Below are 19,015 nucleotides of genomic sequence, written 5' to 3'. Positions count from 1 at the left end.
TTTGTGATCACTCATCAAGCAATTAGTTAAAGATTGCTTAAGATCACGAATTTTCAACGCGAAATCCCAGTTAACCCCTATATTACAGAGCAATCATTTGGTGAAGAGATAAATGCCAGTGGGACTATATTCAAATAAACCAGCAATAATGCTGGTTATTCACATAAAATTAGTACTAAAAACGGTGTTTTGGGGTCATTGATGGTTTATGACCACTTGTCGAAAGCTGGCTTCAAAAACACCACCATTGTTTTTGTCCACTTGGGGATATAGCCCCGCTTTAAAGTAATACTGCAGCGCTAACCAATCCGTACTTAAATCGACACCATTGAATTTCAGCGTTTGGCTGACCCCCCCTGCGGTAACTATCACACCGGTCGCTGTCATGGTAATGTCATAGCTCCAATAATCAGTATTCACCACGCCTAAGTCGACACTAAAAGCACTGTCTTTTCCTGGTTGTTGATTTAAAATTACTCGTACAGGCCTGTCATAACCTTCCCACAATAGTTTAACCAAAGCTTGGTCAACATCTAATGCGTGTATCTGCCCGACGACGACTTTTGGTCGGGTGTTCTGCACGTAGTCGTCAATTTGTAGCACCGCAGACAACTGATGCTGTCCGCTAACAGGCCAAGTGCTCGCTGCATCACCATTACTTTCACAAGGAGACCATGTAAATAACTCTCTCAACTCTGAGCGCAGATAACTAGAATTCGGCGTAGAAACACCACCATTTAGAGGTACTCGAAAATGAAGCGCATCCTCGGTTACCCAAAAATAGTCATTAGACAAATCTTCATTCAGAGAGCTACCATCAAGGCTACAACCACCGGGAATTACCTCTGCGGCTCCGCTTCCCCCGCTACCAAAGTAGCTGTCTTTACTTTCTGGCAGGGTTAATTTCCATTGACTTAAGGCCCATGAACTATCAGGGTCAACCGGCGGCAAAACAACCGAATTGTCAGAGCCTGAACCGCACCCAGCTAACAAGCCCAGCGTTACGGTAAGCATTACAAGGTGAGCTACATTATTATTTGTCATTTTAGAACTCCCAAAAAAAACGCACTGCCTAAGCAATGCGTAAACCAACTAGGAAAAACTGAAAGGCTATGAACAATGAACTCACAATGTTTGGAATGTATACCCTCAGACAAATTAGCTTCAAGTATCTCAAAACGCTGGTCGGCGACGTTTCCATTTTCTATTTAAGCTTTATGAAATTCAAAATCAGAACATTCAATTTTTGATTGAGCAGTCAGTGACATAGCTGAGCAGCCCAATCAACTATATTTTAATCCTTGAAACGATAAAGGCTAGAATTATTTGTATTACATTACTACCAATATGAACTGAGTCACAAATGAATGATTTAAGTACGCTGATTGTGACATCTTGTGGCGCTTATTTTGCCACAACAAACACTGTTGGGTATTTGCCCTCCCAAACCAGAGGATCACCACTAACAACAGACAACCATGTTCAATTGCCGCTTCTCACCATTACCTGTTATAGGTGATATAGAAATCATATTTGCATTTTCCACGTTGAAGCTAATAGCAGTAACACGCTTGGTCATACCATCAATAAAGGCAGTGCTTTGTTATCGATAATGAGCTCTAGGGCTCTCTGTGGGCTATTGCAAGTGCAGCCAAGGCATAGGCGGTAACAATGTTGAAATAGGTAATAAGTCTAATTTTAGGGCCCCAGCTGTCTGGCACGCCCCCACTAAAAGTGCTCAGATTATCTGAAACATAAGTCGTCGTAATACAAGCCAGGCGGCAAGAATCACGGCCAATACTGTCAGACAATTTTTATAAAGCCTGTCATATCAGAGTGGTTAACTATACTGCAGTTAAACAGCCAAATGACAAGAATTGAGTACCGCAAGAATGGTTAGTGGACTTTAGAGTAGCAGAAAAACAAGACCAGACTCACAGACGAATACTTATTCCGATCACATAAATTGTAATATTATAACTAAAAATTAAATTGGTTAGTGACTTAGCTTAAGCCACTAACCATTCTAGAGCTGTAATCATGACCTCATTGTGTTGACGATAAAGTACCTATCATTCAGCAGCGCTCACAAAAACAGCAAATAGGATTAAACACTTGTTTACACATCACTACAAAACATTCATTATTTAATGATAAACGATAAATAAAATTAATTTCAATCACTGTGATTGACAAGGGAAAAGCAAGCGAAGGAGAAAAACCATGATACATATAGGCGTGTTTCTAGCGTTTATTATAGTTTGCCTAGTGTTAATCGACATAATGACGCTACTAAAAAAGAAGGATTCAGCAGATTAACTCAATGGTTCATGTTTAAGCCACTGCGACAGTGAGCCAGTGATATATACGGGCCGTTCGCGCAACAGGTCTTAAGCATAGCTTAATGTAAACATGGCCCATTAGTTGGCTAAGCCATTAGAGGTTAGACCGCTACTGCCACATTATTAAGGCAGGATTAACCTCTTTAGCCCATCCCTATAAGAAGTCTGCCCTTGGTGGAGAAAATGTATCGATTAAAACACTGTTTTCTTCCAAAGCAACAGCGCCGTGCTTAGAATGTTTGCGCGCAATAAAAGCGTCACCAACTTGTAGCGTCTGCTTTTCACCATCAACCTCAGCTTCGAAGCTTCCCGCTGCGACATAGGCAATTTGGTCATGAAGTTCATGGCTATGTGCAGTGCCTATAGCCCCCTTTGCAAAGCAAACATGCACCACCATTAAAGTATCGGTAAAGCCCACTATTTTCCGTTTAATTCCCTCGCCTAAATCTTCCCAAGGTGTATCTTCCGAACTAAAAAAAGTACCACTATACATAATTTCCATTCCATTGATTTATGGTTTCTCGCCAGTAATAGTGAAACCGAGCTTTCACTAAAACAAACATAAAATAAATATTATATAATAATACATATAAACCTTGTAAGCATAAATTTCAATAGCTAATTGAATTTAAGTTTAATTAGACATTAACTAAAGAATTAACAGCATTCGGCTAACAATTATCGTAATTGAAAAACTTGAAATTATTTAGGAAGGCCAAGTTGCATTCATGGGTGAACGCTATATGTCTGACAAATGAGCCTGTAGCAATGGCCAAGTTGCTATACGATATTGGCCAGAGAATGGCTTACATCTATAAACATAAAAAAACCTCGCATGGCGAGGTTTTTTTATGTGCTCACGAATGGCGTTTAAGCAACATCTTCTGCAGGTAATCGGTGATTACTATTATTCAGTAATGCTAAGTTCGCTTCTCTGGCCTTATTTGCATCACCAGCCATTATTGCCTGGTAAATAGCAGTATGCTCTTCGATGCAGGTACCACCTTCTTTTGAAGAGTGTTTAAAGAATCCGATGAACATAACTTGGAGTACGTTAGCAAAAGGAATATAAAAATTATTTCCGGTGGCAAGATAGATTAACCGATGAAACTGCAAATCGACCTCGACCCAATCTGAAGAATCATCTCCCTTAGCAATCGCTAACATCTTTTGAAAATACTCCGACAGTAAAACGCGCTGCTCAGCAGTAGCATTTATCGCAGCTAACGCTGCAGCTTCGGGCTCAATGGCGCGGCGTAACGCCAAGAACTCAGCCAGAGTATCTTGTAAATCGCCAATGCCTGCCATCCACCCTAATAGCTGTGAATCAAGCATGTTCCAATGCTCTCTGCTCTTAACACGGGTGCCTATTTTCGGCCTAGATTCTAGTAATCCTTTTGAGCTAAGGTGCTTGATTGCCTCACGCAATGCCGTTCGACTAACACCAAACTGCTCACATAGTTCCATCTCTGAAGGAATAATACTCTCTTGCGGCAAGGCCCCAGATAAAATACTTTTGGCAATTTCCCTCGCGACTTGAAGGTGTAAACTGCGAGAAGCGCCTTCTATTATTGCAAATTCATTAGACATAGGTGTTCCTTTACTTTCCTATGAAATAAACCATAGATATTAACCTAGTGCGGGATAAAAAATTCAGCACTCTTTTAGTGCTCTTACCCTAACAGATTTTCATTAGCACTTCATGAGAAACCATTTATCATTCTGATATAACTGTATTTTTTTTATTACACCCGTGGCATAAACGGGTCTTATTTACAGCTTTTTTTAATACACACTAAGCGCAAAAAAACCAATCATGTATTACAATTAAACGCCATCATTAAACAAACCAAAATGTGGCTTAGAGAGTCATCTACTTTCAATTTTCAATTAGGTTTCTGTAAATACTTAGCTTCAGCTGTTTTTAGATGCGATCTAGATAACGTTTTCAGCGAGAGTAGATATAAAAATGAGATCAAAATCGCACTTAGCCCCATATGTCATACAATATTGCCATTGTGGTTGTTAAGGTAGCGCTATCTACTATGGAAGAGGAATTACACAGATGGATTTAAACGTCCTTATTGTACTCATTTATTTTTGCTTTTTAATCGCAATTGGTTGGATGTTCAGAACATTTACCAGTAATACCAGTGACTACTTTAGAGGGGGCGGCAAAATGCTGTGGTGGATGGTGGGTGCAACCGCCTTCATGACACAATTTAGTGCATGGACCTTCACTGGAGCCGCAGGTAAAGCCTATAACGACGGCCTCGCTGTTGCGATTATTTTTGTAGCCAATGCCTTTGGTTACTTTATGAACTATGCCTACTTTGCACCTAAATTCCGTCAACTTCGTGTAGTAACGGTGATTCAGGCCATTCGCATGCGCTTTGGTAAACATAATGAACAAGTTTTCACTTGGTCTGGTATGCCTAACAGTGTGGTATCTGCCGGTATTTGGCTAAATGGTTTGGCGATTATTGCTTCTGGTATTTTTGGTTTTGATATGACTTGGACAATTATCCTAACGGGATTGGTTGTACTGATAATGTCAGTTACCGGTGGGTCATGGGCGGTTATTGCTTCTGACTTTATGCAAATGGTCGTGATCATGGCTGTAACGGTAACCTGTTGTATCGTTGCGATTATTCACTCTGGTGGCGTAGGCAACATTCTGGAAGAATTCCCACGTGACTTCGTGATTGGTGACAACCTTAATTATGTAAGCATTCTAACGATTTGGGCGTTCTTCATCTTTGTTAAGCAGTTCAGCATTACTAATAATATGCTAAATTCCTACCGCTACTTGGCTGCTAAAGATTCAAAAAATGCAAAAAAGGCCGCGTTACTTGCATGTTGTTTGATGACCTTAGGTCCAGTAATTTGGTTTATTCCGCCATGGTTCTTGGCCGGTCAAGGGATTGATTTAGCCGCTATGCACCCAGAAATGGGCAGTAAAGCAGCTGACGCAGCCTATCTAGCCTTTGTTGAGCTATATATGCCTGCCGGTATGGTCGGTCTATTAATTGCTGCCATGTTTGCCGCTACAATGAGCTCTATGGATTCAGGTCTAAACCGTAACTCGGGTATTTTTGTTAAAAACTTCTACGAACCAATATTGCGTCCTCAAGCGTCAGAAAACGAGTTAGTGGCAGTATCTAAAATCACCTCCACGGTGTTTGGTATTCTTATTATCTTGTTCGCGCTATTCATTAACTCGTTAAAAGGCTTAAGCCTATTTGATGCAATGATGTTTGCAGGCGCGATGTTAGGCTTCCCAATGACTATTCCAGCATTCTTAGGCTTCTTTATTAAGAAAACACCCGACTGGGCAGGCTGGGGAACCTTGCTAGTAGGCGCATGTGTATCCTACGTTGTTGGTTTTGTGATTGGTCCTGAACATATTCAAGACATCTTTAACCTTGACCAAGACTTAACTAACCGAGAGTGGAAAGATCTTAAAGTTGCTATCGCTTTGATTGGTCACATTGTGTTGACTGGTGGCTTCTTTATCGTGTCTCAATTGTTCTACAAGGGCTTAAGCGAAGAGCGTTCTAAAGATGTAGATAAGTTCTTTAATAACTTACACACACCGTTAGTGAACGAAAGTGCTGAGCAAGAAGTGTTAGATAACAAACAGCGTAGCATGTTGGGCAAGTTGATTTTAGCAGCAGGTGGATTCGTAACCCTACTGGTATTCTTGCCTAATACTTTTGGAGACCGCATGGTATTTGTTCTTTGTGGCGCCATCATCATGGCTGTAGGTATATTGCTGATAAAAGCCGATACTACCAATAAGCCTAATGTGGGTGATGCTATAGAGTCTGATTCATAGTAAGTCCTTAACTAAAGTAAGACCGGAACTGACCATTCCTTTTGCAGTGTTCGAGGTGTTGGCTTGAACACTGCTTTTTTATCCCATTCACCATGCACATCCCCAGTCGTTTAATCTGGCAATGTTGACCACTCTCTGAATTGCACCACCTCTAACCCAGTGTACTAAATTCCTCACCATGATGGCTTATCAGTCGCGGTGACTCGCCGTCCCAGCACTCTATCACCAGCACAATGCAAACATCGCCGTTTACGCTATGGCTACCTTTAGCGAATTACTAACAAGATGGTTAACCCAATCCAATGTTGTGAATACAGAAATCGCTTAAAAATAGAACTAGACTTGTGGCTTAACAACACCATTCAGTACTTGCGGAGTATTAGAAAATATTCGCTTAGTTTGAGCCATAAAAAGCTCTGCGGTGGCAATAGCATCAATCAGTGCACTGTGTGCGTTATATTCAGGTAAACCATAACGACTTCTTACTGAAGCTAAACGATAATCACCGTTTTTTTGATGATTAGCATTGGCAATGAGAGACTTCTCAAGCGTTAAAGTATCTAGCCACAATAGCGGTAGTCTTTCGCAAAAATACCGCTGTCGTACATATCGCTCAATAAACTGCTTTTCAACACTACTCCCATGCACCACTAATACTTTACCGCACATTGCAGCGAACAGATGGTTCATCACTTCATCTATAGCAAGCCCATCTTGTAACATCTCAGGAACGATATGATTAATAACGGCGGTTTCAGCTTTAACACTTTGCTGACTACTAACATAAAAGTGTTTGGCACTTTTAAGATCAATAACCGATTGTTTTAAGGTTACATATCCAACACTCAAGATGTTGTCTACCGCGGCATTTAAGCCGGTTGTTTCGATATCAAACACTAAAAACTCTAGCTCAGCTAACGGGGTCCCCGCTTGGGGGATAGGATGGCTTAACACATCGCGCAGGCATGGCGCTAAACTAATATTAGTCAGTAGCTTTTCTCGTTCTCTGTTTAGCTTATATAGAGGCGTAAAGCGTTTAAACATGATAACGCACCTACTTTTCACTGAAACGCAGTTTTGCTGCGTCCTGTAAATTACCAATAATGCGAAATGCATCCTTTAAGTGCTTTCGTTCAAAACTGCCAAAACTATTTGGAGCAATATAGTTATTTGCTTCTAGTCCTTGTTTTAACGCCGAAAGCTGATGACGAAAGCGTAATTGGGTGATGAAGCGATACGCTCCAAGCACGTCTTTCAGCGAATCTTCGCTGAGTATTTTTTGTTTGGCGGCATTGTTAAAACGTTGCTCAGTGCCTGTTTCATCACAATTAACTGCGAGACCGTAAATGCGCGCTAAATCAACAATAAGTAACAGCGCATACTTCTTAATATCAAGCATTTCGCTATGTTCCCCACCCTTTTCTAATACGAGATTATTAAATATACCCAGCGGTGGCTGTACCGATACCGAGTCATTAACCAAGGATGTAAGGAAGTTCTTATTGTCTGCCAGTAAACCATATAGATGGCTTTGCAAAAGCTCGGATAAACTAGACTCACCGTATATAGCTCTTACCTCCATAAATACCGTTGCGTTTAGCAGCATACTGTATTCTGGGTTCGACACCCATTTACGATAATACTCTTTCCATACTTTTAGTGGCTGACACCACTTAGGCGTAGCAGCCATAAACTTTCCGCTACATAAGGGATAACCACAAGCATCTAAAGCATTACAAACATACATCGCCAAATGGGTGAAATACACACGGTCTTTATCACAAACATCATCGGACAATATGATTGCGCTATCTTGGTCTGACAACATATGAACTTCATTACGAGCGTGTGAGCCTGCGACGACCCAGGTATATTTACAAGGAGCCTCGCCAAGTTTTAGCTCTGCCATTTGAATAAGGCGGCGACTATACGCGTCCATGATCATTGCCATCACTCTGCCAATAACCTCTACCCTCACCTTCCCTTCAACTAAAGCTTCAAAGATCGCTTGCCGCTCAGGCGTTAACCGCGCCAACCCTTCCACACTTTCGGTATATTTGATTTTTTCAATTAAAAATATTGCTTGTACACGATGCTTTTGAACTAAATGTGAAGTTGTTAGCAAGCCTAATACCTGATTATTGTCAACCACTGGTAAACTTCTAACGCTATGCTCCATCATTAATGATGCGGCAGTTAAAATAAGGTCATTTGGTTTTATGGTTATTGCTGGCGATGTCATCACATCAGCGATAGGTTTAGTAATATCGTAGCCTTTACCGATCACCCGTTTTGTCATATCCCGATCAGTTATGAGCCCAGTGATGATACCGTCTTGTTTAATTAGCGCAGTAGAAGAGCGGCAATCTTCACGCATTGCTTTGGCCACCGCCTGAATAGACATATCAGCATTGACCACCGCAACAGTGCCACTAGCGACTTCAGACACTTTCTTAAAAAATAAGCCTTTTTCGTTATCTGACCAAACAACATTTAGTGCTGATTGCAGCCGAACTCGAGCCTGAGAGGCAAAGCTCTCGGCATATTCAGGATATTGCTCGAGCAGTTTAATTAGCTCTGCATGTGGCACCATATATAACAGAGTATTTTCAATCGCCGTGGCGCTATAACCATCCAAGGCATCCTTTAGCGGCTCCAGAAATGTAAAGCCAAACAAATCTTCAGGGCCAAGCTTGGAGCGTAAGACCCCATCGGGTTTACGCTGCTCCATCGATCCTGTGCGAATAATGTACAAAAAACACTGTTTGTTATCTGCGTCGAAGTGAATTTGTTCACCGCGTGCCAAGTAGGTTATTTGAACGGAGTCAGCCACTTCTCTTTGAACCGCCGGCGGCAGCAAATTAAAGGGATGAATCAGAGAAAGAAATTCTATGATATTTGGTAATAGTGTTTGCGGCATGAGCTCAACCTACGCGATATAATAGTAGTATTATATTTTTTAATCACTTGATTACTATAGATACAGTCAACTTAAAGAAAAATAGTTCCTTATTTATACACTATTAACGCTAACCATTGATAACATGACGCTTATTGAGCTAGCTATCACAATATGAAAGGACGGTTGAGCAGTAATCATTTTTATGATCTGTATTACAAAATAGTCAATGTTCCGCCAAACGCATCACATTATTTGCACATTCCAATTACAAATGTCGCCAAAATGTAAGATCATTACTTAGCTGGTTAACTTGTAAAATAGCATTACAAGTCAGCAAACATAACAATTATAAGATCGACAAAACCAATGCAAATTGCTAACTCGTACATGATTAAAACAAAATAAAAGACACTAAACGCGAGAACACAATATGATACTAGTAGGACTATTTCTAGCACTGATAGCTGTATATGTAGTAGCTTTAGAACTTGCAACTCGACTGGGGTATCGCTTTTAAACGATTTCCCGAATACAGTAACAGCGCTTAACAAGACAAGCGTGTACCGCCTTGTTTGCTATTAAATTTAATCATTGCTGCAATTACTCAACGGTAATATGCAGCGATTTAGTTTTCAGTGTTTGCTCCTCTGATGCCACAGTCTAGTATGTGCTTTCTTAGCATTTAGGCTTGGCTACCCATAATCTTTATTCTATGTGCCCCTGTACTTTTACATTATTATAGTTGCCCTATAAGCATTTGCTTCTCCTTAACTGCCCAGCATATGAGTACCCTTCAGTATGGAATTAGAAGAAATTTATCGCAGAGATCTAAATTTACTGGTCGCGTTAAAAATTCTATTGGAAGAAGGCAGTGTTAGCAAAGCGGCTACTCGCTTAAACTTAAGCCAATCAGCAATGAGTCGAGTGCTAAATCGTTTACGTGAGCTGCTTAACGACCCTTTATTTATACGCCAAGGTCAACATCTGGTGGCTACACAGCGAGCGATAGAACTTTGCGAGCAATTAGCACCGCCTCTAGAGGCACTAAAACAAACACTAAGCCCGAACGATTTTAGACCTCGAGATTGCCAGCAACATTTTGTGATTGCCACTACTGACTATGCGATGCAAACCATTTTGCCCTTTGCCTTGCCGCGCATCTATCAAGAAGCGCCAAATATATCGTTAGAATTTGCCCCAATTCAACATGACAATATCCATTCTCAACTCAGTTTTAATGGTTGCGACATGGCAATTTGCCGGCCAACTCAAAGCATTAAACCCTTGCAAAAAGACAGTCTGGGTTTAGTTGGGGTTTTTTGTATGGTAGCCAAACAACACCCAGTAGCCGAAAAAACACTAACGATAAAAGATTACCTGCAATATCCTCACGCGATGATTGCGATCAGTGATGGGGTTAAATCGCTAATCGACAATGCTCTTGCTAGTTATCCCAAGCCTCAAATGTTACTAAGGGCTTACCACCTTGAAGCTGCAACCGCTATCGCTGACAAAGTCCCCGTTATTATTACTGTTCCTGCCGACTTAGCCTATCTAGTCGCAGATAAAAATGACTTAGTGATTAAACCCTTACCCTTTGAATTTGAACCGTTTGATTACTCCTTAATCTGGCATCCTCGCTGTGAGCATTCGGCTGCCCACATGTGGCTGCGTAATATTATTAAGCAAGAATGCAGTCGCTTAATTAGCAAACGCGTGCAAGACATGGGATTAGCGGAAAATTAGACACCGCTAGAATAACCTTGAGCCAGTCCCTACCACGTAATTTGCCCCAAACTAAGTAAAAAAAACGCTGGCAGTGCCAGCGTTATATAAAAATTATCGGTATCAACAGGGCCGATTTTTTCCCAAGGCTTAAAGCTTGATGACTACCCGGCCAGTTACTTTACCGTTTGTAATGTCGTCGGCGTAGCCTGTCACCTGCTCTAACTCTATTTCGGTGCAAGCTTGTTGGTAATAGCTAGCAGGTAATAACTCGGCTAAACCTTGCCATGCTTTGATGCGTTTTTCAGTCGGGCAATTCACAGAGTCAACACCAAGTAAACTCACATTACGTAAAATGAAAGGCATTACAGTGGTTGGCAAATCAAAGCCGCCCGCTAAACCGCACGCTGCAACAGCACCATTGTAATCCATTTGCGCTAGGACCTTTGCGAGAACCTTGCTACCTACGGTATCTACAGCGCCTGCCCACACCTGCTTTTCTAAGGCTCTTGCAGGTTCTTCAAATACGCTTCTATCAATAATCTGCGACGCCCCAAGCTGAGTTAGCAATGGACCATTTTGCTCTACCCGGCCCGTTACCGCGGCTACCTTGTAACCTAAGGTGGCCAATAAACATACCGCTACCGACCCCACGCCACCACTCGCACCGGTGACCAACACCTCACCAGATTCAGGTGTAATACCGGCGTCTATCAAGGCTTGTACACATAACATCGCGGTAAACCCCGCAGTGCCAATCATCATGGCTTGCTTGCCATCTAAGCCCGCCGGTAAAGGCACTAACCAATCGGCTTTTAAACTGGCTTTTTGGGACATTCCACCCCAATGTCCTTCACCAACACCCCAACCGGTTAATACAACATCGTCACCAACCTTATAACGAGGGTCATGAGATTGTTCTACCGTGCCTGTAAGATCAATGCCGGGCACCATAGGGAAATTACGGACTATTTTTCCCTTACCGGTAATGGCTAAACCATCTTTGTAGTTTAACGATGAGTAACTTACCGAGATAACAACATCGCCCTCGGGTAAATCAGAATCATTAAGTTGGCGAATATTAGCTATTGTGCTTTTTTCAACTTGGTCTAACACCAGTGCCTTAAACATTATTGTGCTCCGAATAACTGACTAAAGTGATTTGCATAGCTAGAGTGTAGTCGCTATAGCTCTATGTATTAAATGAATTTTTATCATTTAATACATGCATAAAGCGCATTTATACAAAATATAGACGGCTTAATGACTGATTGGGAGTACAAAGCAAGCAATACAACACAATGAGGCGCACACTGTTGCTGGCAAGAAAACAAGAACGGCCTGTCAACCGTGTGAATTTAGGATGGTGTAACCAGCAATTGTTTATAAAAAAAGGCCGACTTATAAGTCGGCCTCTACGGGTTGATTACCAATAACCAGGCACCTAACGCCTAGAACAAGCTTGACGTTATATTGTCAAAGTATGCGTAGTTTGCATCACCGCTCGTGTCACCCGTGTAAAGAGTGACCTGAGATGGAGTATTCGCAGAATCTAAACCTGTATCAGCTTGGTCAATACCCGAGCCAACAACGGTATCGTTTAGAGTCACAGTGAAAATACCAGCATCAGTCCAAGACAAATCTACGGTATTCCATTCGCCTATTGTAACATCGCCATCTAAGTCAATGTCGTCAGAACCAGCTTCGTATTGGAAGTTACCGCTGCCGCTAATACGAAGTTCGAAATAGCGGTCTGAATTATTTTTACCTGAACCAACATTAATGTAGGTAGTTTTTGCATTGCCTTCAGGGATGTAAACATCTAAAGAAACCGAACCCGCAGCAGAAGCTTCAGAGAATGCCACCCAAGCAGAAGGTTTGGTTGAGCTACTTTCATCGGCAATGTATAGTGCTTTGCCTTCAGCATCAGCTGGGTCTTCAGCTATCTCTGCACTAGTAGTACCTGCTTCTTGATCACCAATATTTGAAGAACTCCAACCACTCACATCACTAATAGCAGTGCCTACAGTTTGGTCTTCAAAATCATAGCTTGTACCATCACCAGGCTCTTCACCGCCATCGTCATCTTCACCAGCAACAACCGCTTCAACAGCACTATAGAAAGCTTCACCATCTAGGTCATAGTCTAAATCATAATCTTCAAAGTCGTCGTTTAGCACCTCTGTAGTCATTGCTACGTCAGAGTAGATAACTAAATTGTCTATGGTTGAAATACCCGCTGCTATTTTAGAATTAGAGCCGAGTTTTACACCAAAGTACGCTGCACCGGTAGCGTCTGTATTGTTAAACGGCTGCGCAGTTAAGATAGACGTGCCATCAATGCTTAACGTATAAGTAGCCGTCGCTGCATCCCAAGTCACTGCGTAAGTCGCCGTTTCACCAGGAGTATGTTCAACACTTAAAGTATTATCCGCAGAACCATTTTGTCTTGTAACAATTCGTCCATCAGATTTTAGGATAATATCAACGAGCATAGAGCTAGTGCTATTGCTCTCATCATACACACCAATGGAGAAGTCTTGGTCTTGGTTAGTTGGGTACATCACATCAACACTTACGGCACCCGTGTCAAGTTCGAAACCGTGTCCATCTACAATGCTATATTTGAAAGAACCAGAAGTATCAGCTGAGGTATCGGTAATAGCAACATATTGACCTGTAACCGGATCTGGATCGGGATCGGGATTTGGGCCTGTACCGGCATTCGGATCGTAAGTACCACCACAACCAAATAATAATGCACTCGCTGCTAGCGCCGCTGCTATTTTTGTTAGTTTAAAGTCCATATTTAACCCTTTCATTATATTTAAGTGTGCGTCCATTAAATGAACCGTCTTGTTATGTATTATTAAATGATAATCACATATAAGCGTCAAACGCTGTGTGCTAAATAAACGATCTCGCTCACGTTAATCTTATTGGCAGTAGCTGTTTCGCTAACTTTGAGAGGCTGAGCATCGTCGCTAACTTGACATCAAGGCATCCGTAAAAACACGATAAAATAATACAAAAGAAGAGGGGAAAAGAATAATTGAAGAAGTTGTACTTGTTGAGAGTTAGTACACAGACAAGAACGTGTTCACGCTAGCTATTGCGTAAAAACGACCAATAGTTGTGTGAGTTAACGGTTAACGACGTCGTTGGGTCTGTAAGCTAAATAGCGAGGATGTTTGGCATAAACCAATGTAGATATCAGGAAAGTTCTAGCCAAGCTGCTAACCAGCAGCTTGTATTTATTAACTTAAAAGTGCTTATTAAAAAGCAGCCCTTGTATTAAGCTGCTTTCGACACCTCAAAGCGGGCGACCAATTGATGTAAACGAATAATCGAGTTTTTAACCAAGGTTGTTCGTCGAATTAACTGTTGTGACGACAGGTCTAGTGAAGACGTCGTTTGTTGGGCCTGTTGCGCAGTTTCGCTGTGCTGCACACTGTTACCCGCTAGCTCATTAATAGTCGTAAACATGTTTTCTACCGCCTGTTGAAGCTTAGCACTGCGTGAACCTGAATCTAACAGTGCAGAGCTTTGATCTACATTCTTCACCCCTTGCTCCATATAATTAACCGCTGTTTCTGATTGAACCCGTAACTTACCCATTGTTTGGCCGATATGATTAGCGGCTTGAGATGTTTTGGTCGCTAAGTTCCTCACTTCATCGGCGACAACTGAAAAACCTCGACCGTGTTCACCAGCACGCGCCGCTTCAATGGCGGCATTTAAAGCCAATAAATTGGTTTGCTCAGTGATCTCAGAAATCAGTTTTACAATGTCTTCTATCTGTTTCATTTCATTGTTTACATCATTAACACTTTTCGCCGAGGCTTCTACAATCTGCTTAATATCTTGAGTATTTTTAACCGCGCTTTGATATTCCAACTCAGCGTTAGCCACCATTTCCTGCATCACATCTTGCAAGCTTTCAGCCGACTGGGTGGCCTTGATAATCTCAGACTGTTGATGGTGAGCTAAGCTCAATAAAGAATCGATTGAGTTTGACGTTTGTTGGGTGCAGTCGTCCACCACCCCACAACGCCGTAACATAGAACCACTGACTTGCTTCACTTCGTTAGACGCATAAATGATCCCGCTGACTACGCCTTCCAAGTTATCAATAAAACTATTGATCCAGCGCCCTAGCTCTCCTGTTTCATCTGGCCGAAACTTAGTACTGTCCAATCGCCTTTTTAAATCGCCATCGCCTTCTGCAATAGTTTGAATAACTTTGCTCATTTGCTGTAAACGTTGGGCTATAGGTTGAGCCACTAACCCATTGAATATAGCCATCCCTATTACTGAAAAAGTCGCAACTAAAGCCGCTGTTTGGCCGATCGACAACTGCATGTATTGAGCGATTAGAAACGGCGGAACCAGCGTTGAAATAAGGCTTACAGCGTATTTATTGGTTAACTTTTGGCTTAATGACCGATGACGATAAACTTCTTCTAAATCAGCTTCACACATCATTCCCCAGCGGTCTAACGAACCCTTAAGCTGAAAAGTTACGCCCTTACCAATAACAGGGATATGCCGGTAATCAGAATAACCGGGATACTCAACAAATAGATTACTGCCATGCTTTATGGTTTCTCGCACTCCAGGGTGTAGATTTTTAGTCGCAGGATCAGTGAAACGAATTTCAAATTCAGTATGACGACTAACTTTTACCGTTCCCCACTTAGTGGTAACACCTGATTTTAAATTCTCACCATGCGAAAAAGTATTATCTTCAAACCGGGAGCGTGACAAAGCGGTTCCGGCTTGAATCGAACGATCGTAATGGGCATCAACCATAAAAATATAGTTATCGCCTGATTCACTATAAATATGCCCAGCCTCTCGCTGAATCAGATCTCCCAGCACATCGTTAGGAACTCTGCCACATAAGCAGCCAGCAATGTCCCCATCAACTTCAAATGGTTGATAAAACATCAGCGTCACTTCATCATGGAAAGCCGAACTAGAAGCTCCGACCGATAAGGTTCTAGCGTCTTGGTATGGGCCATGCAAAAATTGCTGTTGGGTACCATACTTCAGCGCTTGTTCGTCGACAATCTTCACCCCAACATGTTGATGAAAACTACTGGTAGTAACCTTGCCGTTTAAGTCAGTAATAAACAACTCTGAAAAATCGCTATTGCGTGTCAGTAATTGTTTTAGCACCTCTTGCTGTTGCCCAACAGGCTTGGTTGCAAGATAAAACATTGCGTCCTGTAAGAAATCCCACTGAGTTTCGGCCCAAGCATGCAAAAGCTTAACTCTTGTTTGAGCAATGCTATCAAAAGTTTGTTTTAAATTATTTTGTTGCTGTCTATTTAACCAACAAGCTTTTCGCATTGCTAGCTTGCCAGTCGCACCAAATATCGGTAACCAATTCCGCTCTTGGTTCGTTAATTCCATTAATCTAGTCCATTTACTTACCCGTTGTTTTGACTTTATAAGCAAAAACAATGCCTTAAAATGAGGCCCCAAAAAGCATCAAAAAGCTAAGATACGTACATTTTCTAAACAAATATTTAAATGACTCACCATAATGGTGATACAGACGGTTTAATATGGTGCAAACTGAGTATCAGCAACAAGGTATTAACGACTTATTAGCCCTATCGCTTATTAATTCCACTTAGCCCCTAAAAGTAACAATCTTCTTATTTTTATAAACATCTCCTATAAGCGGGTAAATCCATCATTTTCGGCTTCAGAAGTTAACTATCATCTTGGTTGTTATATCATCGAGAACGCAATGACGAAGCCAAAACGTTGTTACCTATTACACGCTGACTCTTCACTCAAATATCAGCTGGATAAAACACCCTCTATTAGGCTATGGACATAAAAAAACCAGTAAACAGGGTTTATTGGTTTTTTGCTTCGCAATATTTCACTCAGTATTTAACTAAACAAAACACTCGGCATAACTACTACACTCCACACAACTTGGTGCCCGGCATATATAATCTCCCTCTTGTTCACACAGTTGCCGATAAAAGAAACGTTTCCAACGCATGTTCTTGGTATTCATGGCATGCAGCATAGGGAAGTTATGCCTAATCAGTTCACTTAGTTCGGCACGATTACTTAACCCTAAACTGCGCCACAAGTGAATTTGAGACAGGCTAGCACTGGCAATAATAACCGCCATTTGAACAGCATAGGGTTCTTCATCATTGGCATATTGCATCAGTAAAGCGATCAGCTCATTACGTTCTTGGGCGCGTAAATCAGAAACTTCCGCAAATACCGCTGCCCGTTTACGAATTAATTGATGACTTGGCTCTAGCCATAATAACTCTTGCTGTTCCACTTCGTTGTTATTGATGACACGTTTTAATTCAAGATAACTGGCGTTATCTAAACCTAAACCATGCGGTAACGAGGAGCTGCCAGTTAACTGAGCAATACTCATCTGACGAAACCATCGACGGTTTTCCACGGATATTGGCTGAAAAATATTACTTAATGCCCCTAACCATCTTTGACTAATAAAAGGGGGATAAGCATTTGCATTAGCGTTAGTGCTACTCATAACAACGCTCCTATTTTGTCATCGCTATAACATGACTTTTTTGAGGTATACCACTTAATGAACCCGGTGGATTAAGCGCCCGCCCCTGATTATCGGTAATGGCAGTTTCCACCGGGCAAATTTGTCCACATTGAGGTCCATTAGTGTTGCTACGACATTCATCACAACGATGCTCAACGATCATGAAGCCTTGCTCGGCAACTGTCACCGCATTTTTAGGGCACACTTCTTTACAGGCAAAACAGCCAATACAGGCTTGGGTAATTGATAATGCCATTAGCTACACTCCTTTCCACCGCATCCAGCATTTGCTGCGTTGGCCACTAATAAATGATGCTGATTGCTTTGCTCTGATTGCATTTGTTGCTGAATTTGCCGCAAGGCATCCGATATGTCGCGCAAGGCATAATGGGTATCGACCTGCAATCCTAAGTCTTCTAACTCTTGCCTTGGAGCTAGGCCTATTCGGCTGCATAGCAACAAATCAAAGTGTGCCAGCTGATTTAAGTCTCTATTAGCTTTATCGTCGTTGCATTGCTCATCACCCCCGCAATATTGCTGCCAACTAAAATTAGCTTCGGCTTGAATGCTATTTTCGGTAATAAGGTAATGCTGAAATTCTGTGGCATAACCAAAATGCTGGTCCACCAGCAGATTGCTTTTACTAGCAACGGCAACCCTAATATGCGGTGGTAAGGCTGGTTCTACATTCTCTAGGCTATTAATATCAATATCTTGGCCCAACTTACCCACTGCATCTGCTCTACATTGCTGACAATGCGTCATTTGCTGCATACTTTGGCCTGCTTTCTCACGTGCCGCGCCAAGCATTTCACTGCTCGGTTCTCTTTGCCCCATCAAGCCAAAATAAGTACCGTGCGCGGGGTCAGAAATCAGCGGCATAATATTATGAATAAAGGCGCCATATCGCCCCAGTTCAATCGCTAAGGACTCAATATGATGATCATTAATTCCAGGTATTAATACGGTATTCACTTTTACCAACATGCCAGCGTTAATCGCGGCCTCTAAACCCAATAGTTGCTGATCAATCAGAGCTTGAGCAGCTGCTCTCCCGCGTAAACGCTGTTGATTAAAGTAAACCCAGGGGTAGATATTTTTTCCTATTTCGGCGTCAATACAGTTTATGGTTATCGTTAAGTGCTTAACCCCTACCTCGAGTAACTTATCTAAATGCTCAATCAGCGCTAAACCGTTGGTCGAGATACACAAATGCACATCGGGATCTGCTGCAGCGATAGCCTTTAAACTGGCTATCGTTGCTTTAGGATTGGCTAATGGATCACCCGGACCGGCAATGCCCACCACCTTCGTTTCGGGCACGTGCTGTTTCACTTTAACAAAACGCCTAGCAGCCATCGCTGGGGATAGCAATTTCGACACCACCCCAGGGCGAGTTTCATTGCTGCAGTCAAACTTTCTATTACAATAATTACATTGAATATTACAAGCAGGCGCAACGGGTAAGTGAATTCGTGCGTACTGGTGACCTTCTTTAGAGAAACAAGGATGAGTGGCAACCAAAGCCGCTTGCGTATCTGCCTTTAGCTGTGAGGAGTCAGGCTGTTTGCCATCAGTCATTTTATCTAGCTTCATTAGAGTGTCCCTAAGCTGGTTTACTTACTACTAGCTCTGCAAAGCGC

The 19,015-nt window shown here is 41.9% G+C and carries 13 protein-coding genes; 2 read left to right on the top strand and 11 right to left on the bottom strand.

Features of this window, described 5'->3' with window-relative positions; all coding sequences use genetic code 11:
- Window positions 1-195: 195 nt before the first annotated feature.
- From M0C34_RS08990 to M0C34_RS21245, 3 genes are all read right to left on the bottom strand, one after another.
- Window positions 196-1,044, bottom strand: coding sequence for a polysaccharide lyase family 7 protein (locus M0C34_RS08990; protein ID WP_248715289.1), 849 nt, complete (start codon window positions 1,042-1,044; stop codon window positions 196-198).
- Between the two features lie 1,452 nt (window positions 1,045-2,496).
- A complete protein-coding gene (locus tag M0C34_RS08985) occupies window positions 2,497-2,835 on the bottom strand; it encodes a cupin domain-containing protein (protein ID WP_248715288.1) in 339 nt (112 codons plus the stop codon).
- 377 nt (window positions 2,836-3,212) lie between these two features.
- The gene (locus M0C34_RS21245) at window positions 3,213-3,932 is read right to left on the bottom strand and encodes a FadR/GntR family transcriptional regulator (RefSeq protein WP_305883160.1); all 720 of its coding nucleotides are present in this window, start codon (window positions 3,930-3,932) and stop codon (window positions 3,213-3,215) included.
- A gap of 475 nt (window positions 3,933-4,407) precedes the next feature.
- Here M0C34_RS21245 and M0C34_RS08970 point away from each other — a divergent pair, with 475 nt between their 5' ends.
- Window positions 4,408-6,180, top strand: a complete 1,773-nt coding sequence (locus tag M0C34_RS08970) for a sodium:solute symporter family protein (RefSeq protein ID WP_248715287.1) — start codon at window positions 4,408-4,410, stop codon at window positions 6,178-6,180.
- Between the two features lie 336 nt (window positions 6,181-6,516).
- Here M0C34_RS08970 and M0C34_RS08965 read toward each other — a convergent pair whose 3' ends face one another.
- Both M0C34_RS08965 and M0C34_RS08960 read right to left on the bottom strand, forming a co-directional pair.
- On the bottom strand, window positions 6,517-7,224 hold the full coding sequence (locus M0C34_RS08965; protein ID WP_248715286.1) for an exonuclease domain-containing protein: 708 nt from the start codon (window positions 7,222-7,224) through the stop codon (window positions 6,517-6,519).
- Window positions 7,225-7,234: 10 nt separating this feature from the next.
- Window positions 7,235-9,100 (bottom strand): DUF294 nucleotidyltransferase-like domain-containing protein, encoded by a 1,866-nt coding sequence (locus M0C34_RS08960; protein ID WP_248715285.1) that lies wholly within the window; start codon window positions 9,098-9,100, stop codon window positions 7,235-7,237.
- A 780-nt stretch (window positions 9,101-9,880) separates the two neighbouring features.
- On the opposite strand from M0C34_RS08960, the gene M0C34_RS08955 reads away from it, so the two are divergent.
- Entirely contained in the window at window positions 9,881-10,828 is a 948-nt protein-coding gene (locus M0C34_RS08955) for a LysR family transcriptional regulator (protein ID WP_248715284.1), read from the top strand.
- A 129-nt stretch (window positions 10,829-10,957) separates the two neighbouring features.
- Here the strand turns inward: M0C34_RS08955 and acuI are convergent, their stop codons facing one another.
- The 6 genes from acuI to nifB form a co-directional block, all read right to left on the bottom strand.
- The gene (gene acuI / locus M0C34_RS08950; RefSeq protein WP_248715283.1) at window positions 10,958-11,938 is read right to left on the bottom strand and encodes an acrylyl-CoA reductase (NADPH); all 981 of its coding nucleotides are present in this window, start codon (window positions 11,936-11,938) and stop codon (window positions 10,958-10,960) included.
- Between the two features lie 320 nt (window positions 11,939-12,258).
- A complete protein-coding gene (locus M0C34_RS08945) occupies window positions 12,259-13,614 on the bottom strand; it encodes a hypothetical protein (protein WP_248715282.1) in 1,356 nt (451 codons plus the stop codon).
- A 487-nt stretch (window positions 13,615-14,101) separates the two neighbouring features.
- Window positions 14,102-16,225 carry a methyl-accepting chemotaxis protein gene (locus tag M0C34_RS08940; protein WP_248715281.1) on the bottom strand — a complete coding sequence of 708 codons (2,124 nt, stop codon included), beginning with the start codon at window positions 16,223-16,225 and terminating at the stop codon, window positions 14,102-14,104.
- A 496-nt stretch (window positions 16,226-16,721) separates the two neighbouring features.
- The gene (locus tag M0C34_RS08935) at window positions 16,722-17,351 is read right to left on the bottom strand and encodes a nitrogen fixation protein NifQ (protein ID WP_248715280.1); all 630 of its coding nucleotides are present in this window, start codon (window positions 17,349-17,351) and stop codon (window positions 16,722-16,724) included.
- 10 nt (window positions 17,352-17,361) lie between these two features.
- The gene (locus M0C34_RS08930) at window positions 17,362-17,628 is read right to left on the bottom strand and encodes a 4Fe-4S dicluster domain-containing protein (protein ID WP_248715279.1); all 267 of its coding nucleotides are present in this window, start codon (window positions 17,626-17,628) and stop codon (window positions 17,362-17,364) included.
- Window positions 17,628-18,968, bottom strand: a complete 1,341-nt coding sequence (gene nifB / locus M0C34_RS08925; RefSeq protein WP_248715278.1) for a nitrogenase cofactor biosynthesis protein NifB — start codon at window positions 18,966-18,968, stop codon at window positions 17,628-17,630. The genes M0C34_RS08930 and nifB overlap by 1 nt, the downstream gene beginning before the upstream one ends.
- Window positions 18,969-19,015: the final 47 nt, after the last annotated feature.

The organism is Agarivorans sp. TSD2052 (genome assembly GCF_023238625.1).
GTDB lineage: Bacteria > Pseudomonadota > Gammaproteobacteria > Enterobacterales > Celerinatantimonadaceae > Agarivorans.
Note: the sequence above shows the minus strand (reverse complement) of the source record. Positions and strands in the feature narration are given on the sequence as shown.